The sequence below is a fragment of the Pseudomonas sp. G3-19 genome (assembly GCF_054855875.1).
This window is the reverse complement of sequence record NZ_JBMPIQ010000003.1, coordinates 2,129,111-2,148,667: the sequence shown is the minus strand read 5'-3', so window position 1 is coordinate 2,148,667 and position 19,557 is coordinate 2,129,111. Positions and strand designations below refer to the sequence as shown.

Genomic DNA, 19,557 nt, shown 5'->3' with positions numbered 1-19,557 from the left:
AAATCAAAAGATCGCAGCGTGCCGCAGCTCCTACAGGAAAGTGTTTTTATTTGAAGTTATCTATCTGGCTAAGGAGCTCAGCCGTTTTCTGCGGCATCAGTTGCGTGGCACACCGCGTCTCGACATTGATGATGATCGCCGGCTCGTTGCAGCACAGGCGTACGCGGAAGCGCCAGTCGCTGAAGATCACCTTCAGGCCATCACGATCGTCCATTTCCAGCGCCTGCTCGGCATACAGTTGTTTCAGATGGGCGAGCAGGGGATAGGGATCCGCCAGCGTGCGGCGAATGTCGCCGGACGAGGGAAACATGCCGATGCGTTCCACCAGCAAAATACTGCCCAGCCACGACTCGTTGGCGCTGGGCAACGGCTGATGGCGTGACAGCCAGCTCACCGTGCCGAGGTTGCCCACCTCCCGTTCAATCTCTGCTGCATGCTGTGCCATGTTCATGGGTTGCCTCCTGAAAAGAGAAGTGGGCGGGGACCGTCTCAGCGGCCCTTGAGGTAGACGTTGTCGTAGCAGAAGTTGGTCGCTTGCAGGTAACCCTCGGCGTCGCCGCAGTCAAAGCGCAGGCCCTTGAACTTGTAAGCCAGCACGCAACCGTTCTGCGCCTGTTTCATCAGCGCGTCGGTGATCTGGATTTCGCCGCCCTTGCCCGGTTGCGTGTCGGCGATCAGGTCGAAGATGTCCGGGGTGAGGATGTAGCGGCCGATGATCGCCAGGTTCGACGGGGCATCCTGCGGCGCCGGTTTTTCCACCATGTTATTGACCCGGTAGATGCCCTCGGAAATCAGCTCGCCGGCGATCACCCCGTATTTGTGGGTCTGGTCGGCCGGGACTTCCTGGATGGCGACGATCGAGCAGCGGAATTTCTTGTACAGCTGGATCATCTGCGACAGCACGCCGTCACCTTCCAGGTTCAGGCACAGGTCATCGGCCAGCACCACGGCGAAAGGTTCATCGCCGATCAACGGGCGGCCGCTGAGAATCGCGTGACCGAGGCCCTTCATTTCCACCTGACGGGTGTAGGAGAAGGTGCAGGTGTCGATCAGCTCGCGGGTGCCGGCGAGGAATTTTTCTTTTTCGGTGCCGCGGATCTGGTGTTCGAGTTCGTAGCTGATATCGAAGTGGTCTTCCAGCGCACGCTTGCCCCGACCGGTGACGATGGCCATGTGTTGCAGGCCGGCGTCCCGTGCTTCTTCAACGGCGTATTCGATCAACGGTTTGTTGACGATCGGCAGCATCTCTTTCGGCATGGCTTTGGTCGCCGGCAAGAAACGCGTGCCGTAACCGGCAGCGGGAAACAAACATTTACGAATCATAAAAGTATCCTGGACAGTCATGGAACACAGGCAACGGATGCGCGCACTTATCAAGGCGCACAAGTTTCAATGATTATTGAACGAGTACTTTAATACCTGAGTCAGGTTGTTAATGGCAATTAGCGCAGGGGGTAAAACATGACAATGTTATGAGATGTCGGTTAAGGCGTTATTAGTTATTTTTAGTCGGTATCTGTTGATAGTGATGAGTGTACTTGGGGTGCTAATAAGTACCGGGCAATACAGTTTGACCTGCAAAAATATTTATTGCCAGTGGTTGAACTAATTTTGTTTAAGGCTGTTGTCGTCCTTATTTGTGTGGTGCGCCACAGATTCAATGAAAGGGACTTGACAGGCTACTTGTCACTTATCCAATGACGGACCGCGCTATGAAGATTCTGGTAACGGGTGGCGCCGGCTATATCGGCTCGCACACCACACTTGCGCTGCTTGAAGCAGGTTATGAAGTTGTTGTACTGGATAATCTTTGCAACAGCAGCGATGCGGCATTGCACGCGATAGAAGGTATCTGCGGCAAAAGCGCGTTGATGATTCGCGGCGATGTCTGCGACCGGGCGTTGCTCGACCGGATTTTCCGCGAGCATGCGATCGACGCGGTGCTGCATTTTGCCGGGCTCAAAGCCGTCGGCGAGAGCGTGCGCAAGCCGCTGGATTACTACGAAAACAACGTCGGCGGCAGCATCACGCTGTGTCAGTCGATGGCCGCAGCGGGGGTGTTCCGGCTCGTGTTCAGTTCGTCGGCCACGGTGTACGGCGAGCCTGAGCAGATGCCGATCCGCGAGGATTTCCCCACCGGCATTCCGACCAATCCTTACGGTCAATCCAAGCTGATCGTCGAGAACGTGCTGCGCGACCTGAGTCAGGCCGAGCCGCGCTGGAGCATCGCCTTGCTGCGTTACTTCAACCCGATCGGCGCGCATCACAGCGGGCATATGGGCGAAGACCCCAGCGGCATCCCCAACAACCTGCTGCCTTACATCAGCCAGGTCGCGGTCGGCAGCCTGCAGGAACTGTCGATTTTCGGCGACGATTACCCGACGATCGATGGCACCGGAGTGCGCGATTACATCCACGTCGTCGACCTCGCCGATGGCCATCTCAAAGCCTTGCAATCGATTGCCGACCGTCCGGGCATTCATACCTGGAACCTTGGCACCGGCGACGGCTACAGCGTGATGCAAGTGCTGCATGCCTTCGAACAGGCCAGTGGACGTCCGGTGCCGTACCGGGTGATGCCACGGCGCAGCGGGGACATTGCCGAGAGCTGGGCCGACGCCTCGAAAGCGCAAAAAGAACTCGGCTGGAAAGCCACGCGCAGTCTGCAGGACATGGTCACCGATACCTGGCGCTGGCAATCGAATCATCCGCGCGGTTATCTCGAATGATGTCGTTCTAATACTGAATGTTAGTTTCGGTCAGCTGTTAGATATCGTCGGGAAAATACGCTGGAAATGCCTTTTGCAAGTCCGTAGATATAAACCTGCCGTTCGACTTTTATCAGTTGGGTAAGACTGTGAAAGAACGACGGATCTTGTTCGCGCTTTTCGCGGACTTGAACGCTACCACCGCTAACAAAGACCGGTTTTTAACAGGTCGAATGTTAGAAAGGAGTTGATATGAAAAAAGTGATGGCGATTGCCCTGTTGACGATGTTGAGCAACTGGGCGTCCGCTGCTGAAGCGCCGCTAACTGCGGTGACCAATGTATCTGGCAGTGTTGCGGCTTCTACAGCGCCTGCTGCCAGTACTGCAATGGTTGCCAGTGCAGTCGCGGCGTCCAACAGCGGCGGAAGTGCCAACGGCGGTACCACTGGCACCACCGGTACTACCGGTACAACCGGCACGCACAACTAACAGGAACATTTGTTAGTGCAGTACAGGGTCGCCCGACGCAAGTCGGGTGACTTTATTTTTAGATTCGCCCTTGAATAGCGTAGTGCCATTATGACTCGTAGTTTTTCTCTTTTGCTGTTGGCAAGTATCGCTTTGCAAGGTTGCATGTTTTCCCCCGGCCAATACCTGAGCACCGGCGACATCACGCGCCAGGGCGCCAGCGAAAGCAGTCGGGTCGAGCTGATTCCGATCACGCCCAAGCTGATCTCGATGACCCGTGCCACGCAGAAGCGTGAGACGGTACCGTCGGAACTGTTGGCAACGCCTGCGGAATACCGCATCGGCAGCAATGATGTGCTGTACATCACGGTCTGGGATCACCCGGAGCTGACCGCGCCATCGGGGGCACAACAGCAGATCGACGCCAACGGTCGACTGGTGCGCTCCGATGGCACGCTGTACTACCCGTTCATCAAGGAAGTGCAGGCGGCCGGCAAGACTATTCAACAGCTGCGCTCGGACATCGAAACCCGGCTGTCGGCGTTCATCGCCGAGCCGCAGGTGGATGTCGCGGTGCTGCGTTTCGCCAGTCAGAAAGTGGTGGTTTCCGGCGCCGTGGCCAAGGCCGGGCCACAACCGATTTCCACCAACCCGCTGAGCGTGGTCGAAGCCCTCGGTACTGCCGGCATCGACACCAACAACGCCGACTTGTCGGGCCTGCTGCTGACGCGCAATGGCCGGGTGTATCCGCTCAATCTCGACTCGCTCAACCAGCAGGACTCCGAGTTGCAGCACGTCTTCCTCAAGGGCGGCGATCAGCTGTATCTGCCGTACAACGACAACAAGCGCATCTACGTCATGGGCGAAGTCAATCAGCCCCGTGCGCTGAGCTTCAAGACCGCGACGATGAACCTATCCGACGTGCTCGGTTCGGTCGGCGGCTTGAGCCAGACCACCTCCAACGGCAACGCGGTGTACGTGATTCGCGGGGTGGAAAACCTCGATGTCGAGCCGGCGAAGATCTATCAACTGGAAGCCCAGTCGCCGACCGCCATGGCACTCGCTTCGCACTTTGAAGTGCGCCCCCAGGATGTGGTTTACGTCGGCCCGGCCAACGTCACGCGCTGGAACCGCTTCATCAGTCAACTGGTGCCGTCGGCATCGATTGTCGGGACCGGGGCTTCCGCTGCGAAGAACTGGAGCGAATTCAGTAACAACAGCAAATAAGGCCGACCGTGAAAACCTTGAAAGTTGGCGTCTGCCTGATGGCGGCCTTGATGTTGTGTGGCTGTAACCCGCTGATGACCGCCTCGGTGCGCAACCTCAAGTCGGCGGTGATCGGGCCGGACGAGCTGGACGTGAGCGCGGCCCAGGTGGCCGAGGTCAAGTATCCGCAAGTCAAACTGACCACGCCGTCCGGCTCCGGGGTGCTGGCGCTGGTGCGCGAGCGTGAAGACCTGCAGTTCTGGGTCGCCTCCGGCAAACAGGTGTTGCTGCTGCGTGATGGCCTCGCCGTGCGCACCATCGGCCTCGGCGTCGAGGGCGACCTGGACGGCACGCGGCTGGCCGATAACGCGCCGTTCAAACGCGGCCTGCATCAAGTCGCCGATGGTTTCACCAGTCAGCGCTGGATCGACCTGTACAAGGGCCAGGAAGTCGGCTTGATCGTCAACAGCCGGTTCTCCCGTCGATCCACGCAAACTCTGCAAATTCTCGACAAGGAATACACCGTGCTGCGTGTCGACGAACGTATCGACGTCCCGGCGATCGGCCTGCGCGCGACCAACCATTACTGGGTCGATCCGCTGGACGGATTCATCCTGCAGAGCGAGCAGCAACTGACCGCGCAAATGCGCGTGCGCATCGTGCAACTGACCCCTGATCGCAGGCATCTGCCATGAAGCGCTTGCGGAGGTTATCGGCGGGTTTGCTGTTGCTCAGCGGCATCAGTCAGGCAGCGGTCACCGTCAGCGGCGATGTCGCCAACCCAGGGCCGGTGGAGTTGCCGCCGGGCGGGCGCTTGCTCGACGTGATCAGCGTGGCGCTGCCGAATGCCGAAGGTTACTGGCTGGCCGGCGTGTTGCTGCGCCAGTCGTTGCTGGAACAGCAGGCGCGGCTCAAGGCCGGGGTGTTGTTTGATCTGGATGTGTTGCAGCGCATGGCTTCGTTGTTTGACCGCCCGAGCCGCGCGGCGCTGGCGCTGCGCCTGGCTCAGCAGGTGCGGCAAATGCCGGTCACCGGGCGACAGGTGGCGGACCTCGATCCGGTCGCGGTGGAAGTCGGTTTCGCGCGCAACATTCGTTTGGACGACGGCGATCGGCTGATCTACCCGAAACGGGTCGACGAGGTGCAAGTGCTGGGCGCGGTTGCCGAGACCTGCCACCTGCCTTATCAGCCCTTGCTGGAGGCGCGTGAGTACCTGGAAAGCTGCACGCCACTGGACGATGCCGAGGCCGATTACCTGTGGCTGATCCAGCCCAATGGTGCGGTGCGGCGCGTGGGTATCGCGCACTGGAATCGCGAGAGCGGGCAGTTCCCCGTGGCCGGCAGCAAGATTCTGGTGCCGGTGAAAAACGATGATCTGGATCCGCCTGTTCCTGAACTGAATCAGCAGTTGGCCGAATTGATTGCCACGCAGCTGGCTGAGGTGGTTCGTTGAAGTTACGTTTTGCAGCTGTGTTGTTATTGCCGTGCGGTCTGGTGCATGCCGAGCCGCGTATTACCCAAAATGATTTCGGCGGCACCGGTCTGTTGCAGACCCCGACCGCGCGCATGGCCCCGGCCGGAGAGCTGAGCGTCAACGCCAACCGCACCGAGCCTTACAGCCGCTACAGCGTGTCGTTGCAGCCACTGGACTGGCTCGAAGGTTCGTTCCGCTACACCGCGATCACCAACCGGCCGTACGGGCCGGAGTCGATGAGCGGCAGCCAGAGCTATAAGGACAAGGCGGTCGATGCCAAAGTCCGGCTGTGGCAGGAAACTCATTGGGCCCCCGATGTCGCTCTGGGCTTCCGAGACATTGGCGGTACCGGCTTGTTCGCCAGCGAATATTTCGTCGCCAACAAGCGCTTTGATAATTTCGATTTCAGCGCCGGCATTGCCTGGGGTTATCTCGGTAATCGCGGCGACCTCGACAACCCGCTGGGCTACCTCGACGATCGCTTCAAGACCCGTCCGGCCCTGGAAGGCACCGGTGACGTCAACGCCGGTTCGTACTTTCGCGGCAAGCCTTCGTTCTTTGGTGGTGTGAGCTATCAGACACCGTGGGACCGACTCAGCCTGAAGCTCGAATACGAAGGCAACGACTACAAGCACGAGCCGAAGGACAACGTGATCAAGCAAGACTCGCCGATCAACTTCGGCGCGGTGTTCAAGGTGGCCGATTCGGTGGACGTCAGCGCGGCGTGGGAGCGGGGCAACACGGCGATGTTCGGCATCACCTTCCACACCAATTTTGTCAGCCGCAAGGCGCCGGCCAAGACCTACGACCCGACGCCGGAACCGCTGCCGGCGAAGATGCCGACCACGCCGATGGAACAGGTCAACTGGGCCGACGTGTCGCAACGCTTGCAGCAGAATGCCGGGTACAAGGTCGAGCGCATCAGTCAGCGTGATTCCGAGTTGATCGTCTACGGCGAGCAGCAGCGCTACTTCCATTCGTCGAAGGCTGTCGGCCGCGCGAGCCGGATTCTCGACAACAGTGTGAACGACGACATCAACTGGTTCACCGTGGTCAACAAGCGTTACGACCTGCCGCTGGAAGAGACCAGCGTGCCGCGCCAGACCTTCCGCGAAGTGATCAACAACGAGGAGCCGCTGGAGTCGTTGCACCGCACCACCGAGATCAACCCGGCGATGCCGCATAACGAGAAAACCCTCTACAGCGAAGCGCCGCAGCACTTCAATTATGGCGTTGGACTGGGCTTCAAGCAGAACGTTGGCGGCCCGGATGGTTTGCTCTATCAATTCAGTGCCGACGCGGACGCCGAGTACCGCTTCAACCGCAACACCTGGTGGAACGGTCTGCTCAGTGCCAACCTGGTGAACAACTTCGACAAGTTCACCTACGATGCGCCGAGCGGCCTGCCACGGGTGCGTACCGACTTGCGTCAGTACCTGACCACCTCGGAAGTGACCATGCCGTTGTTCCAGGTCAGCCATGCCGAGCAGTTGGACAAGGACCTGTATGGCATGGTCTACGGTGGCTATCTGGAGTCGATGTTTGCCGGCGTCGGCGGTGAGGTGCTGTTCCGGCCGACCGGTGAGCGCTGGTCGGTGGGAGCGGATCTGAACTATGTGCGCCAGCGCGAGTTCGACCAGGGTTTCGGCCTGCGCGACTACTCGGTCTGGACGGGGCACATCACCGGTTACACCGATTTGCCGTATGACACGTTGGCAGCAGTCAGCGTCGGTCGTTATCTGGCCGGCGACTGGGGCGGTACGCTGGACATCTCCCGCGAGTTTTTCAACGGCGTGCGTTTCGGTGCCTGGGCGACGATTACTACTGCTGGCAGCGCCGAGTACGGGGAGGGTAGCTTCGACAAGGGCATCTACCTGTCGATCCCGTTCGACGAAATGATGAGCATGTCGACCATGCGCCGTGCCAACCTGGTCTGGGCCCCCCTGACCCGTGACGGCGGCGCCAGGCTTAATCGCAGCTTCCAGTTGCACTCGATGACCGATAGCCGCGAGGGCGACATGTTCTACCGCAACTTCTCGAAGATTACCGAGTAAACCCGAGAACCCCCCTTGAGACCTGTGGGAGTGGGCTTGCTCGCGAAGGCGCCGGCACATTCAACATCTGTGCTGCCTGACCCACCGCTTTCGCGGGCAAGCCACGCTCCCACAGTGGTCCGGGGTGAACCGAATACCCGATCCATACCCCGATCCCTGTAGGAGTGAGCCTGCTCGCGAAGGCGCCAGTCCATTCAAAATCCATGTTGCCTGACCCACCGCTATCGCTTGCAGGCAAGCTCCCACAATGATTTTGTGGTGTGCCCGATTTGAGTGAACACCGCCGGACCCTGTGGGAGCGGGCTTGCCCGCGAAGGCGCCGGCCCATTCAACATCTGTGCTGCCTGACCCACCGCTATCGCGGGCAAGCCACGCTCCCACAGTGGAACGGGGTGAAGCGCATATCCCGATCCATACCGAGATCCCGTGTGGGAGCGGGCTTGCCCGCGAAGGCGTCGGCACTGCCACCCTCGCAACAGCCTGACCCACTGCCCAAATCCCGCCCACAAAAAAGGGGACTTTCGTCCCCTTGCGGTATCGCCTGGCTCGTCACCAGCCCATCAATAAATATCTTTAGACAGCAACGTAAACGGCGTCTTCACCAGGATCTTCAGATCCAGCCACAACGACCAGTTGTTGATGTAATGCAGGTCCATCTCCACACGCCGCTGCATCTTGTCGATGGTGTCGGTCTCGCCACGGCAGCCGCTGATCTGTGCCAGCCCGGTAATACCCGGTTTGATTCGATGACGAGCCATGTACGCGAGGATTTTCCCCGAGTAGTAGTGGTTGTGCGCCACCGCGTGCGGGCGCGGGCCGACCAAGGCCATTTGCCCCTGCAGCACGTTGAACAACTGCGGCAGCTCATCCAGCGAGGTGCGGCGTATGAAGCGCCCGACCGCAGTAATACGCGAGTCATTACGGCTGGCCTGAACCACTTCACGATCATCGTGCACGCGCATCGAGCGGAATTTCCAGACCTGAATCACCTTGCCGTTCCAGCCGTGGCGATCCTGCTTGAAGAACACCGGCCCCGGCGAGTTGATCTTCACCGCCAACGCGATGAACAGCAGCACCGGGCTCAGCAGGATGATCGCCAGCAGCGCCACGCCTTTTTCCACCAGACTCTTGCTCAGTGCAGCGGTAGGGCGGCTGGTCAGCGGACTTTCGTTGAGGCAGATCGCCGGCAGACCATCCACGACCTTCACCGAGTGGTTGAGCAGGGTCAGACTGTTCAAGTCCGGCACCCAGACCACATCGACGTTGGCGCCGAGCAAATCGACGTACATCGCTTCGATTTTCGCAGCCTCAGCCAGCGGCAGGGTGATGTACAACCGGCGGATGTCATGGTCTTTGATCAGCTTGAGCAAATCTTCCTGATCACCGACCACACGCGGCGCATCCGAATCCAGGTTCGGCTTCGCGCCATTGCTGACCAAACCTACCAGCGGCAGGTTTTCCACCTGACTGATCTTCTTCGCCAGACCCAGAGCCAGCTCGCCAGTGCCGACGATCAGGGTCTTCTGCGCGCTGGTGCGGGAACGCTGGTAGTACTTGGAAAAGGCATGCAGCGGCGCGTACATCAACGCCTGACCGAGGAAGCCGTAGACCGCCCAGCTCAGCGTCACCTCGCGGGAGAACACTTCGTCGGCCTTGCACACGAACGCGATGCCGGCCAGCGCCACCATGGTCATCGACCAGCCCATGAACAAGCGTCCAAGCCCGGTCAGGTAATTGTCCTGCTTGCGGTACACGCCGCTGAACGTATATGCCGGCACCGAGGCCAATACCGCCAGTGTTGCGCACATGCGGTAATAGAACTCGACGGTGCCTGTGTGCCGTTCAGCCAGTATGAATAACAACGCAACAATGAAAGCCTGCGCCAATGCCCATTGGCCCCAGAAGGTAAGTCCCTTGAGGCCGTTATTTCGATTGATCCGTAGAGAAAGTTCCATGAGATATCCCCAGAAATACGTCCATTCAGGTTTCGACAGTTGAAGTCCGAGTTGCTAGATAGGCTTGTTGTTGTTATTGGACGAGTGTCCTGAGGTAACAACGTCGATAGGCCGAACTGTCGTCAATCAATAGACTAAGTTATTGCCGGAGAGGGTGTCTGACGAGTTCTAACAAGATGGCACAGTGCCAACTTTTTAATAATCAAATACAAGGGTGTTAGAAAAGGTCGCAGAGCGGGGGGTGAATAAATTATGTTGTGTTTGTTACTGTAGGAGGGGTGGAGGCAGGGAGCTATTATTACCAGGGGAGGTGAAGCCAAACAGAGTGCTCTTGTTGTTTTTGTAATCGCACTGTTTTCTGTTTGTTTTGTTCGCGGATATCGGCGGTATTTACGCAACGATTTCCTGGATGAGGCAATAACCGCGGTTTCTTACGGCACGGAACAATCGCTCACCATTACTCGCGTTTTTGAACTTGTCCTGCAGGCGACTCAGGCACATCTCCAGGCCCCGATACTGCTCCGGCTCGCGGCCGATGCTGAGGATCAGGTCATCTCGACTGACTACACGTTCTTCGTGATGGAGCATTTTGCGCACCAGCGCGGTTTCCAGTCCGGTAAGGCTGATCTCGACGCCTTCCTTGACCAGTGCGCCTTGATCGTTGTCCAGATGCCAGGCTTCGTTGCAGGTGGCGGCGTCTTCGATGGCGGCAGTGCGGGTGTCGCTCTCTGCACTTTGAAACGGCTTCGCCGATTGTGCGGACAACCATTCCGATTCGAGGGTGGCCAATATGCGCTGGGTGTCGTGTTCAATCGTGCGGGCAACGTTTTTCCGGGTGCCCCTTGGGTAAGTGAACTCCATCAGCATGGGAGCGGAAGAGGGCGAAGTAGCACCTTCAATAAACATTTGTGCCTGAGACGTGCCAAACGAATTGAAGCGCTCGCTGGACAGAATGCTCTCAAGTTCACGCTGCGACGTTGTACTGTTGGTCACGACGACAAAATATTTTCTTGGGAGGGTTGTACTAGTTTCCATGTCTCTCTCCTAAAATGTGCACCAAAATGGGCGAAAAGGTAAATCGGCAGGCGAGCAATAACTTCCTTGGAAGTAACCGACAGGCAGGGTCTGGGCCCAAAATGGCCTCGATAAATTCCACTCGTTCTGCTGCTATGTTGTTAAGTTTATTGTTATGGTTCGGTGTAGCCGTGCTCATTCAATGGCTTGATTATTAGTAGATTTGAAGTACAACTTGAGCTGTATGGTTGCATATGACGATCCTTCGTGATTATGCAAAGAGGATGGCTGCCCGAGAGTCAGGCAGTCGATATCAGACCCCGCATCAGGCGATAGCCGTAGCCGCGGATGCTCTGAATCGCATTGGTACCATACATGTCCTTGATTTTTCCACGCAAGCGGCTGATGGATTTTTCCAGCGCTCTCGGGTCGTAGAAATTGGTATTGAGCCCCATGATGCTGGCGATTTCATCATGGCTGAGAATGTGATTGCTGGTCTGCGCAAAGGCTTCCAGGATCTTCATCTCGGCAAACGAGATGTCGAGTTTCTGGCTGGCGCCGCCGAGCAGGCAGATGCGCGTCGGGTCGAGCGTCAGATTGATATCTCGCTGCCATTCTTCACTGTTGAAGAATTCACCGAGCAACTCGTCGCCCTCGTCGGAAAGGGTATTGAGTTTGATACAGAAGTCGGCACCGGCCAGGAAGTACTTGATCTTGTTGAAAGCGCCGCGACCGGTTATGACCGCGCAAATGATCGGTTTCAAGTTGTCGGAACGCAGGTTCTCGATCAGCGCAAGATTGTCTTCCAGCGCTTGCGGAGTGTCGATAACGATGAAGATGGCTCGATACGAACCAGAAAGTTCATTGTTATAGGAACTAGTGTACGAACTGGCCTCAAGTGCCATATCAGTGCGTACGTGCTTTGCGATCAGCGCACTAAAATGTTCGGCCACGCCACGGGTACGGCCCAGTGTGAGAACACCGGGTACGTCGTTTGTCGGGCGCGGACTTCTAGTCGCCAAGTTCCCTGAGAGCATCATGCTTTGACTCGAATTAGGTGCTGACATCGGGATGTTAAAGCACCGGTTCTCATCTGTGACTGACAATTGGTAACATTCACGCGATTTTTAGACGTGGCTCCCGAGTTTTCTAACAATAATTAAGCATTTCAAGCTTTTAGTTGATTTTCTCGGGGCTGTGAACTAGTCGTTACATGGTGGCAATGTGGAATTGTGCCACTATTTTGAATCTATGGCGATGGCTTTATTCATGTCCAATTGCCACTGTCGACGATCCTGAGACAATGTGAGCTGGGTCACACTTTATTGGCCAATCGAACTTTTTTCTACTATAGCCCTAAATATTTTTTGAGCAGTTCGTAGGCGGACGTTTATTAACATGGCTTGAGTGTGTCTTTTGATAAGACATATTCTCCGTCGCCTGATCAGGCAATGGGTGTCGCGTTATACCGATTGTTTAACTTCAGATACTCAATTCCTGAATACAGTTGACCGGTCGCTCATCAAGAGCGCTCTGACGGAGGATTAATGGATTTCTGGACCTTTATCCAGGTGTTGATATTGGGCGCGGTAGAAGGCCTGACCGAGTTCTTGCCGATCTCCAGTACCGGCCACCAGATCATCGTCGCCGACCTGCTGGACTTCGGCGGCGAACGCGCGATGGCGTTCAACATCATTATTCAGCTGGGCGCGATCCTGGCCGTGGTCTGGGAGTTTCGCCCGAAGATCTTCGACATCGTCAAAGGCCTGCCCACCCAACGCAATGCGCAGCGTTTCACCCTCAACCTGCTGATCGCCTTCCTCCCGGCGGTGGTCCTCGGCGTACTGTTCGCTGACAAAATCCATCAATACCTGTTTAACCCGATCACCGTAGCCATGGCCTTGGTGGTGGGCGGCATCGTCATGTTGTGGGCCGAACAGCGCAATCATGTGGTGAGCGTCGATCACGTCGACGACATGCGCTGGTCAGACGCGTTGAAAATCGGTTTCGTGCAATGCCTGGCGATGATTCCCGGCACGTCGCGCTCGGGCTCGACCATCATCGGCGGTTTATTGTTCGGCTTGTCCCGGAAAGCCGCCACAGAGTTCTCGTTTTTCCTCGCCATGCCGACCATGGTCGGCGCCGCGGTGTACTCCGGCTACAAATACCGTGACCTGTTCCAGGCCAGCGACCTGCCGGTGTTCGCCCTCGGTTTTGTCATCGCCTTCATCTTCGCCATGATCGCCGTGCGCGGCCTGCTCAAATTCATCGCCAACCACAGCTACGCCGCGTTCGCCTGGTATCGGATCGCGTTTGGCTTGTTGATTCTGGCGACGTGGGTGTTTGGCTGGGTGAACTGGACGGAAGCGGCGGCGGGGTGATGCGCACGCCAGGCGGATCAACCCGCCTGGCACGTTTTACGGAGGGAGGGCATCAACGCCCTTGCAGCAACTCGCCGGCCTGATCCAGCAGCGCCAGCGGATCCTTGGCCTTGTGAATATCCACCGACAACAACTGGCGGAACTTGCGCGCCCCCGGGAACCCGGTGCCCAACCCCAGCACATGCCGAGTGATGTGATGCATCGCGCCGCCCGCCTGCAGATGCTCGGCAATATACGGCCGCAACTGCGCCAGCGCCTCGGCCCGGCTGATCACCGGCGCGCTGCTGCCGAACAACTGCTGATCGACCTCCGCCAGCAAATACGGATTGTGATAAGCCTCACGCCCGAGCATCACACCGTCAAAAGTCTGCAAATGCTCATGGCAGGCCTCCATCGTCTTGATCCCGCCGTTCAACACAATCTCCAGCTCCGGAAAATCCGCCTTCAACTGAGCCGCCACGTCATAACGCAACGGCGGAATGTCGCGATTCTCCTTCGGCGACAAGCCCTCCAGAATCGCAATCCGCGCATGCACAGTAAAACTGGTACACCCGGCATCCCGCACCGTACCGACGAAATCACACAACTCGGCGTAACTGTCCCGCCCATTGATCCCGATCCGATGCTTCACCGTCACCGGAATCGACACCGCATCACGCATCGCCTTCACACAATCCGCCACCAACTGCGGATGCCCCATCAGGCACGCACCGATCATATTGTTCTGCACCCGATCACTCGGGCAGCCAACATTAAGGTTCACCTCGTCGTAACCATGCTCCTGCGCCATGCGCGCGCAAGCGGCCAGATCCAGAGGAACACTACCGCCGAGCTGCAGCGCCAGCGGATGCTCGGCTTCGTTGTGACGGAGGAAACGTTCGTGATCGCCGTTGAGGAGAGCGCCGGTGGTGACCATTTCGGTGTAGAGCAGGGCGTTCTTCGACAGAAGGCGTAGGAAGAAACGGCAATGGCGGTCGGTCCAGTCCATCATAGGCGCAACGGAGAACCGCCGAGATAGCACAGGGCTTGAGTTTACTGGGCTGGAGTGGGTGTTTGGTACCATTTGGCTCAACGTATTTATAGCGTTTTTTTAGGCGTTTTCAGGCGTTTTTTCGATGGCGCTGGTACAATGTACCAATCACTTTCGGAATTGTACCAGTCGACTATGGCAACGATCAGAGCACGAAAACGCACCGATGGCTCAGTCAGTTACACGGCACAGATACGCCTGTTTCGCGATGGAGCGCAAGTCTACCAAGAGAGCCAGACCTTCGCCCGGAAACAGGCGGCACAAGCGTGGGTGCGGCGACGTGAGGCAGAGCTAGATCAGCCTGGTGCGATTGAGCGGGCGAACCGCAAGGGCGTCACCGTTCAGGACATGATCAAGCAGTACCTGGATGAAATGGAGAAAGTCCGGCCGTTGGGTAAAACCAAGGAAGCCACTCTAAATGCTATAGCGGCGACGGAGTTTGGTCAGACCGTTGATTCGGCTATCAACAGTCAACGGTTGGTGGATTTTGCACTCTGGCGAATGAGTAAAGAGGGCGGCGGCGTCCAGCCGCAGACGGCTGGCAACGATTTGGCGCATCTTGGGGCTGTCCTTTCGATTGCGCGTCCCGCTTGGGGGTATGAGGTAGACCCTCACGCGATGCCGGACGCTCGGAAGGTGTTGAGGAAGCTCGGCTATAACATGAAGAGCCGGGAGCGCGATAGACGTCCGACTAGGGACGAACTGGATAAGCTTCTTGAGCACTTCGTGAGCATGCAGCAGCGTCGGCCTACTTCAATCAACATGCTGAAGGTGATCGGTTTCGCGGTTTTTTCCACGCGTCGGCAGGATGAGATAAGCCGAATTCTGTGGGACGACGTAGATGAGTCGAACCAGCGAGTTTTGGTGAGAGACATGAAGAACCCAGGGCAGAAGATCGGCAATGATGTGTGGTGCCACCTACCCGACGAAGCTTGGCGAATTCTGCAAAGCATGCCAAAAGAGCGTGCGGAAATTTTCCCCTACAACTCTTCGTCGATCTCTACGGCCTGGGCGAAGGCGTGCAAGTTTCTGGAGATTGAAGATCTTCACTTCCACGATCTGAGACACGACGGAGTTAGTCGGTTGTTTGAGATGGATTGGGATATCCCGCGGGTGGCCAGCGTGTCCGGGCACCGTGACTGGAACTCGTTGCGTAGGTATACCCATCTTCGCGGGAAGGGTGACCACTATGCCGAATGGCCATGGTTAGAGAGGATCATTCAAGCGCCCGTGAAGCTGGGCGCCTGGGGTAAGCAGTGAATTAGCTGGCTCGGCGAATTCCGTTGAGCTGGTTGCATTCCTTTACCGCGGCCTCCCGCTGCAAGTCTAAATACGCTGCTAAATCTGTTATGTGAATTCCTTTAGCACTTTTCTGGCTGGATTCGAGTCTCGTGATAGGTATTCGAATTTGACCAGCCATTACTTTGCGCTGAAACATATCGGTTGTTAGGTGTGTGAAATAGTCTTTACAAACTTGATTAATTGAAATGATTGTTTGCCCGTTGTATTGAGCCATTAGCAGAAATAAGGTTTTCATGCGCCTTCACCCATTTTCAAATCCTGACAAGTGTTCGAATGCTGTTGCTGCCACGACTGGAACTTGTCCGTTGCCAATGGCCTTAAGTCGGTCCACCCGATGGGCAACCCATCAGCCACTCGGCCCATTCCGGGTTCAGATGACCACCATCCAGTGCCATCACGGCGTGATCCAGGCGATCGTTCGAGCGGTCGGCTCCCGATCGGCGAGTTAGTGCGGCAGGGGAGGATCCCTTTGCCATGCTCGCCACCGGTGTTGGCCATCGTCTGACGGGTGTCTTCTGCGATGAGCCAGATCCTGTCCCGCTGATGAGGGGCGCCGAGGTCAGCCGCTCCAATAACACCCCATCGCGCGTCATACCCGATTTCGGCAAGGCCACCGAGCACCACGGCAAGTCCTCTTCCCACAAGCAATGGTGAGTTCTCCAGTTCGACGTAGCGCGGTCGTACCTCATCGGTAATTCGTGCCATCTGCTGCCACAGTCCGGAGCGGGCGCCGGCGATACCAAGGCCGTTGCCTGCAACCGAGATGTCCTGACAAGGAAATCCTCCCGAAACCACGTCAACAAGGCCTCTCCATGGTCGTCCGTCAAAACTGCACACGTCTGACCAAATCGGGAAAGGCGGGAGCAGTCCATCGGCTTGTCGTTGCGCCAGAATCTGTGCGGCGTAGGCATCACGCTCAACGGCGCAGACGGTGCGCCAGCCGAGGAGGTGTCCGCCGAGTATTCCGCCACCAGCGCCTGCGAAAAGAGCCAACTCATTCACGCAGCCTCCACAGTGACTTGCGCGGCGCCGGAGAGCGGTTGTCCGACCTTGTTGTCCTGAATTCCTGGTTGCAGCTGCGCAGCCATCGCAAGCACCTGTTCGCGCAGTGAGCGGGCGTCACGCTCAAGCTTCTTGCCGGTACGAAAGGCGCTGAAGGTCTCGGCGGCGATCCGCAGTAGCTCGCCGATGGCGACCAGCGTCTGGTGCTCGGCCGGGCCGAAGAGCGGACCTGCTTCAAGTCCTTTGCAGGTTTGTACGAGGCGCGTGTGATCGGCCCGGATGAACTGCAGAGAGGCCTGGAGCTCGCGGATGGTTTTGGCGCTTGCGGCGCGCTGGATGTCTTCACCCTCGCGCAGGCCTGTCTCCAGGCCATCGCTGCGGCCCATGATGTAACCGCCCCAGAGCAGAAGGGCGGCCAGAACTATCAGGGTGACGAGTGCACCGATTTGTATTGGGGTCATCATGTGGTGTGCTCCTGGGATTGTCGTTGGCCGGTGGTGACGGCCGTCAGTGGTGTGGGGGCAACAGGGTGTTGGCCGTCCTGCTGTCGCTGCATGTCTTCATCCGCTTTGTAGGCGCGGATGTCGATCAGCGAGGCGACGTGGCGGATGTGCGCGTACTTCAGCGCCTTGCGGCTGGTGTCCAGCGTGGTGATCGGAAGCTGGATCCGGCCGCTGTTGATCTCCGTCACGAACGACTGCTCGTTGAGATTGCGAAAGTACTGCTCGCGGACTTTTTCCAGCGGGATCAGGACGTCACCGAAGATGCGATAGAGCAGTTCGACGGTGGCCGATTCGGGCGCCGGATGCAGGCGGAGCGGGTTCTGTGCAGCGTTACTCATGGCCTTGTCGAGCCTCCTTGCGTTGTTGTCGTGCCGGGTGGTTCCAGGCGTTCAGGCAGTGGCGTCTGGTCAGCTCGCGCAGATGTTCGGGCACTTCGAGGAGCGCGGCGTTGCGCTCCTCACGTGTGCGCATGGCAATGATCTGGCGGGCGTACTCCCTAGGCCACGTCACGGCGATCTGCCGGGATGGCAGGAAGATCAATGTCCAACTGCTCGGCCAGCCAACGGATACCGGCCTGCTTCACCCGAGTCGACTGGCTGTACTGCATTCCGTGTTTCTCGTCATACCAAGGACTGTCCTTGACCCGCAGGTACGCTTTGTCTCGCTTCGGGTTCGCCGGCAGGTTTCCCTTGAGCAGACCTTTTTCCCGCATGAGAGCGATCAGTTTGGGGCGAGTGAGGCCGAGTTGAGTGGCTGCTTGGGCGAGAGTGCGTTCCATAAACGGCTCCTCAAGCAGCATGCGCAGCAGGAGTGGCGGCTGCAGCAAGGTGGTTGATGGACTCAATGAGCTTTGCGTAGATCTCGGCATCGGGGTCGTACAGGGTGAAGCAACGCGTATGCGGGCTCTTGTTGCCGATGCTCAAGATGGCGGTGACGCCCCGGCGTGAATGGGTGCGATGCAGCGCCACATGCAGGGGAAGCTCGAAACCCATGTCGAGGCTCAGCACACCGCCGGTGTGCACCAGTTCGAACACGCGCTGCTTGTCCTGGACATCAAAACGGCCGTATTGACGATCGGCATGCGGGCGATGTACCAGGTCGCTGGAGTTGCTCGCGTCGAACGGACCGTTGGCAATCTCTTCGATGAAGTCGGCGAGTTTGAGGTGCATCTTCTTGTCGTTGTGCAGGGTCAGCGTGTGGCGTTCGCTGCCCAGTTCGACGACAAAAGTGCTTTCCACTGTGCCGCGCTCAGCCTTGAGGCGAAACGCTAGGCAATCACGCTTCGGTGCTGTTCGCAGGACGTGGTTGAAGGTCTCGGTCAGGTTGACCTGGGCGTTGAGCAACTGCAGTGTGCGGTTGTCGACCTTGTACTTGATCATGCCGCTTGCCCTCCACCGTTCGGATCGATAGGAGAGGGCTGGCAGGACTTGGCGACTAGCTTGGGCTTGCTGTTATGAATGACGACCAGACAGCCTGTTGTGAGCTGTAGTTGTTCGATCAGGTTGCGATTGCTTACGCATGTCGGATGGACATGTAAGGTAGCGGTGGTGCGCATAGGTATTGCCTCGCTCTGTGGTAAAGAGTGAGGCGAGTAAACAATATGTTTGCTGTTTGGTCAACACGGTTTGTTTGGTTTCTTGAGATTAGGCTGAGCCTAAAGGTCTGCTTACTGACCACCAAAACACGCGTCCGAGGATGACAATCCGTTGTTCGAGAACCTGATCCATTGAGTATTCTTTGTCGGGATACTCTTCACGATTGAAGCATTTTTGCCTGATTGCTCCGCTGGATAACCGCTGTAAGAACCTCACCCTCAAGGTGCCGTTGTGCGTCAGTGCATACAATTCACTATCGACAATTCGTGTAAAAGCTTTGTCAATGCCGAGCACTGCGCCATGAGGAATAAGGGGTTGATTACTATTCCCAACGTTCAGCATGAACACAGCATTATTCGCGTTGACCCCGCATTCTCTAAGAGTTGCTACGTCAAGCGTGACATGACGTTTGTGAGCGCCGTGTATGTCAACCTGGCTCGATTCTATAGGCGCTCCGCTCTGGTCTGTCAGCAAGAACACCAGATCATCTTTTTCAATTGAGTGATCAGAGTTCCATGGAACAATGGAGGTCATTTCATAGGGCTCTCCATCATCCGTGACCCCGTAAACGATCTCGGCATCATCCGTAAACATCGGCAGATCACCGTATTCGAGCCACTCTCTCCTCAGCCCGAGCGCAAGTGCTACTGCGCTTATTTTATTGGCCGGTACCCCTCGTTTTTTCCAGTTCGTAATATTTTGGTCGTTTTCTAACCCGAGTACGCGAGCCAGCTCTGTACCACCTGTGTTGGTCAGCTCCAGCGCTTTCACAAAGCGCTCAGCGTTGTTGGATATCAGCCGTGTTTTCATAAACAGTATGTTACCCCGCTTGCAGTATTCCGATAACAAACGTATTGTTTGTTTC

The 19,557-nt window shown here is 57.3% G+C and carries 22 protein-coding genes; 8 read left to right on the top strand and 14 right to left on the bottom strand.

Annotated elements, in window-relative coordinates; genetic code table 11:
- Window positions 1-46: 46 nt before the first annotated feature.
- Window positions 47-451 carry a mannose-1-phosphate guanylyltransferase gene (locus ACOYXI_RS09905; RefSeq protein WP_461674798.1) on the bottom strand — a complete coding sequence of 135 codons (405 nt, stop codon included), beginning with the start codon at window positions 449-451 and terminating at the stop codon, window positions 47-49.
- A 38-nt stretch (window positions 452-489) separates the two neighbouring features.
- Window positions 490-1,323 (bottom strand): UTP--glucose-1-phosphate uridylyltransferase GalU, encoded by an 834-nt coding sequence (gene galU, locus ACOYXI_RS09900; protein WP_027611481.1) that lies wholly within the window; start codon window positions 1,321-1,323, stop codon window positions 490-492.
- A gap of 389 nt (window positions 1,324-1,712) precedes the next feature.
- Here galU and galE point away from each other — a divergent pair, with 389 nt between their 5' ends.
- The 6 genes from galE (at window position 1,713) to ACOYXI_RS09870 (ending at window position 7,910) form a co-directional block, all read left to right on the top strand.
- Window positions 1,713-2,729: a UDP-glucose 4-epimerase GalE gene (gene galE, locus ACOYXI_RS09895; protein WP_027611482.1), complete on the top strand. Its 1,017-nt coding sequence runs from the start codon at window positions 1,713-1,715 to the stop codon at window positions 2,727-2,729.
- Window positions 2,730-2,960: 231 nt separating this feature from the next.
- Window positions 2,961-3,197: a hypothetical protein gene (locus ACOYXI_RS09890; RefSeq protein ID WP_003226528.1), complete on the top strand. Its 237-nt coding sequence runs from the start codon at window positions 2,961-2,963 to the stop codon at window positions 3,195-3,197.
- A 90-nt stretch (window positions 3,198-3,287) separates the two neighbouring features.
- The gene (locus ACOYXI_RS09885; RefSeq protein ID WP_177416201.1) at window positions 3,288-4,403 is read left to right on the top strand and encodes a polysaccharide biosynthesis/export family protein; all 1,116 of its coding nucleotides are present in this window, start codon (window positions 3,288-3,290) and stop codon (window positions 4,401-4,403) included.
- An 8-nt stretch (window positions 4,404-4,411) separates the two neighbouring features.
- Window positions 4,412-5,077, top strand: a complete 666-nt coding sequence (locus ACOYXI_RS09880) for a YjbF family lipoprotein (protein WP_041074034.1) — start codon at window positions 4,412-4,414, stop codon at window positions 5,075-5,077.
- Window positions 5,074-5,835 carry a capsule biosynthesis GfcC family protein gene (locus ACOYXI_RS09875; RefSeq protein WP_461674797.1) on the top strand — a complete coding sequence of 254 codons (762 nt, stop codon included), beginning with the start codon at window positions 5,074-5,076 and terminating at the stop codon, window positions 5,833-5,835. Before ACOYXI_RS09880 ends, ACOYXI_RS09875 begins: the two co-directional genes overlap by 4 nt.
- Window positions 5,832-7,910 (top strand): YjbH domain-containing protein, encoded by a 2,079-nt coding sequence (locus ACOYXI_RS09870; RefSeq protein ID WP_123588486.1) that lies wholly within the window; start codon window positions 5,832-5,834, stop codon window positions 7,908-7,910. The genes ACOYXI_RS09875 and ACOYXI_RS09870 overlap by 4 nt, the downstream gene beginning before the upstream one ends.
- A gap of 560 nt (window positions 7,911-8,470) precedes the next feature.
- On the opposite strand, the gene ACOYXI_RS09865 is transcribed toward ACOYXI_RS09870, so the two are convergent.
- The 3 genes from ACOYXI_RS09865 to ACOYXI_RS09855 form a co-directional block, all read right to left on the bottom strand.
- On the bottom strand, window positions 8,471-9,865 hold the full coding sequence (locus tag ACOYXI_RS09865) for an undecaprenyl-phosphate glucose phosphotransferase (RefSeq protein ID WP_134786932.1): 1,395 nt from the start codon (window positions 9,863-9,865) through the stop codon (window positions 8,471-8,473).
- Window positions 9,866-10,255: 390 nt separating this feature from the next.
- Window positions 10,256-10,900, bottom strand: a complete 645-nt coding sequence (locus ACOYXI_RS09860; RefSeq protein ID WP_461674796.1) for a winged helix-turn-helix domain-containing protein — start codon at window positions 10,898-10,900, stop codon at window positions 10,256-10,258.
- A 278-nt stretch (window positions 10,901-11,178) separates the two neighbouring features.
- Window positions 11,179-11,919, bottom strand: a complete 741-nt coding sequence (locus ACOYXI_RS09855) for a winged helix-turn-helix domain-containing protein (RefSeq protein WP_134786931.1) — start codon at window positions 11,917-11,919, stop codon at window positions 11,179-11,181.
- Window positions 11,920-12,426: 507 nt separating this feature from the next.
- Here ACOYXI_RS09855 and ACOYXI_RS09850 point away from each other — a divergent pair.
- Window positions 12,427-13,260, top strand: coding sequence for an undecaprenyl-diphosphate phosphatase (locus ACOYXI_RS09850; RefSeq protein WP_027611490.1), 834 nt, complete (start codon window positions 12,427-12,429; stop codon window positions 13,258-13,260).
- Window positions 13,261-13,312: 52 nt separating this feature from the next.
- Here ACOYXI_RS09850 and dusA read toward each other — a convergent pair whose 3' ends face one another.
- Entirely contained in the window at window positions 13,313-14,323 is a 1,011-nt protein-coding gene (gene dusA, locus ACOYXI_RS09845; protein WP_461674795.1) for a tRNA dihydrouridine(20/20a) synthase DusA, read from the bottom strand.
- Between the two features lie 102 nt (window positions 14,324-14,425).
- On the opposite strand from dusA, the gene ACOYXI_RS09840 reads away from it, so the two are divergent.
- A complete protein-coding gene (locus ACOYXI_RS09840) occupies window positions 14,426-15,550 on the top strand; it encodes a site-specific integrase (protein ID WP_461675562.1) in 1,125 nt (374 codons plus the stop codon).
- 1 nt (window position 15,551) lies between these two features.
- On the opposite strand, the gene ACOYXI_RS09835 is transcribed toward ACOYXI_RS09840, so the two are convergent.
- The 8 genes from ACOYXI_RS09835 to ACOYXI_RS09800 form a co-directional block, all read right to left on the bottom strand.
- Entirely contained in the window at window positions 15,552-15,827 is a 276-nt protein-coding gene (locus ACOYXI_RS09835; protein ID WP_093099948.1) for a pyocin activator PrtN family protein, read from the bottom strand.
- Window positions 15,824-16,594 (bottom strand): DNA cytosine methyltransferase, encoded by a 771-nt coding sequence (locus ACOYXI_RS09830; RefSeq protein ID WP_461674794.1) that lies wholly within the window; start codon window positions 16,592-16,594, stop codon window positions 15,824-15,826. The genes ACOYXI_RS09835 and ACOYXI_RS09830 overlap by 4 nt, the downstream gene beginning before the upstream one ends.
- Window positions 16,591-17,058: a hypothetical protein gene (locus ACOYXI_RS09825; protein ID WP_461674793.1), complete on the bottom strand. Its 468-nt coding sequence runs from the start codon at window positions 17,056-17,058 to the stop codon at window positions 16,591-16,593. The genes ACOYXI_RS09830 and ACOYXI_RS09825 overlap by 4 nt, the downstream gene beginning before the upstream one ends.
- Complete coding sequence (locus ACOYXI_RS09820) at window positions 17,055-17,435, bottom strand: pyocin activator PrtN family protein (protein ID WP_093099956.1); 381 nt, start codon at window positions 17,433-17,435, stop codon at window positions 17,055-17,057. The genes ACOYXI_RS09825 and ACOYXI_RS09820 overlap by 4 nt, the downstream gene beginning before the upstream one ends.
- Complete coding sequence (locus ACOYXI_RS09815) at window positions 17,428-17,568, bottom strand: hypothetical protein (RefSeq protein ID WP_164486587.1); 141 nt, start codon at window positions 17,566-17,568, stop codon at window positions 17,428-17,430. The genes ACOYXI_RS09820 and ACOYXI_RS09815 overlap by 8 nt, the downstream gene beginning before the upstream one ends.
- A gap of 25 nt (window positions 17,569-17,593) precedes the next feature.
- Window positions 17,594-17,875: a phage antirepressor KilAC domain-containing protein gene (locus ACOYXI_RS09810; RefSeq protein ID WP_236191883.1), complete on the bottom strand. Its 282-nt coding sequence runs from the start codon at window positions 17,873-17,875 to the stop codon at window positions 17,594-17,596.
- A gap of 10 nt (window positions 17,876-17,885) precedes the next feature.
- Window positions 17,886-18,476, bottom strand: a complete 591-nt coding sequence (locus tag ACOYXI_RS09805) for a hypothetical protein (RefSeq protein ID WP_093099961.1) — start codon at window positions 18,474-18,476, stop codon at window positions 17,886-17,888.
- A 264-nt stretch (window positions 18,477-18,740) separates the two neighbouring features.
- Entirely contained in the window at window positions 18,741-19,502 is a 762-nt protein-coding gene (locus ACOYXI_RS09800) for a LexA family transcriptional regulator (protein WP_461674792.1), read from the bottom strand.
- Window positions 19,503-19,557 lie beyond the last annotated feature (55 nt).

Excerpts from the sequence above, each read along its gene's own strand:
- ACOYXI_RS09905 (WP_461674798.1), bottom strand. The coding sequence starts at position 451 with ATGAACATGGCACAGCATGCAGCAGAGATTGAACGGGAGGTGGGCAAC.
- galU (WP_027611481.1), bottom strand. The coding sequence starts at position 1,323 with ATGATTCGTAAATGTTTGTTTCCCGCTGCCGGTTACGGCACGCGTTTC.
- galE (WP_027611482.1), top strand. The coding sequence starts at position 1,713 with ATGAAGATTCTGGTAACGGGTGGCGCCGGCTATATCGGCTCGCACACC.
- ACOYXI_RS09890 (WP_003226528.1), top strand. The coding sequence starts at position 2,961 with ATGAAAAAAGTGATGGCGATTGCCCTGTTGACGATGTTGAGCAACTGG.
- ACOYXI_RS09885 (WP_177416201.1), top strand. The coding sequence starts at position 3,288 with ATGACTCGTAGTTTTTCTCTTTTGCTGTTGGCAAGTATCGCTTTGCAA.
- ACOYXI_RS09875 (WP_461674797.1), top strand. The coding sequence starts at position 5,074 with ATGAAGCGCTTGCGGAGGTTATCGGCGGGTTTGCTGTTGCTCAGCGGC.
- ACOYXI_RS09865 (WP_134786932.1), bottom strand. The coding sequence starts at position 9,865 with ATGGAACTTTCTCTACGGATCAATCGAAATAACGGCCTCAAGGGACTT.
- ACOYXI_RS09860 (WP_461674796.1), bottom strand. The coding sequence starts at position 10,900 with ATGGAAACTAGTACAACCCTCCCAAGAAAATATTTTGTCGTCGTGACC.
- ACOYXI_RS09855 (WP_134786931.1), bottom strand. The coding sequence starts at position 11,919 with ATGATGCTCTCAGGGAACTTGGCGACTAGAAGTCCGCGCCCGACAAAC.
- ACOYXI_RS09850 (WP_027611490.1), top strand. The coding sequence starts at position 12,427 with ATGGATTTCTGGACCTTTATCCAGGTGTTGATATTGGGCGCGGTAGAA.
- dusA (WP_461674795.1), bottom strand. The coding sequence starts at position 14,323 with ATGGTACCAAACACCCACTCCAGCCCAGTAAACTCAAGCCCTGTGCTA.
- ACOYXI_RS09840 (WP_461675562.1), top strand. The coding sequence starts at position 14,426 with ATGGCAACGATCAGAGCACGAAAACGCACCGATGGCTCAGTCAGTTAC.
- ACOYXI_RS09835 (WP_093099948.1), bottom strand. The coding sequence starts at position 15,827 with ATGAAAACCTTATTTCTGCTAATGGCTCAATACAACGGGCAAACAATC.
- ACOYXI_RS09825 (WP_461674793.1), bottom strand. The coding sequence starts at position 17,058 with ATGATGACCCCAATACAAATCGGTGCACTCGTCACCCTGATAGTTCTG.
- ACOYXI_RS09820 (WP_093099956.1), bottom strand. The coding sequence starts at position 17,435 with ATGAGTAACGCTGCACAGAACCCGCTCCGCCTGCATCCGGCGCCCGAA.
- ACOYXI_RS09815 (WP_164486587.1), bottom strand. The coding sequence starts at position 17,568 with ATGCGCACACGTGAGGAGCGCAACGCCGCGCTCCTCGAAGTGCCCGAA.
- ACOYXI_RS09810 (WP_236191883.1), bottom strand. The coding sequence starts at position 17,875 with ATGGAACGCACTCTCGCCCAAGCAGCCACTCAACTCGGCCTCACTCGC.
- ACOYXI_RS09805 (WP_093099961.1), bottom strand. The coding sequence starts at position 18,476 with ATGATCAAGTACAAGGTCGACAACCGCACACTGCAGTTGCTCAACGCC.
- ACOYXI_RS09800 (WP_461674792.1), bottom strand. The coding sequence starts at position 19,502 with ATGAAAACACGGCTGATATCCAACAACGCTGAGCGCTTTGTGAAAGCG.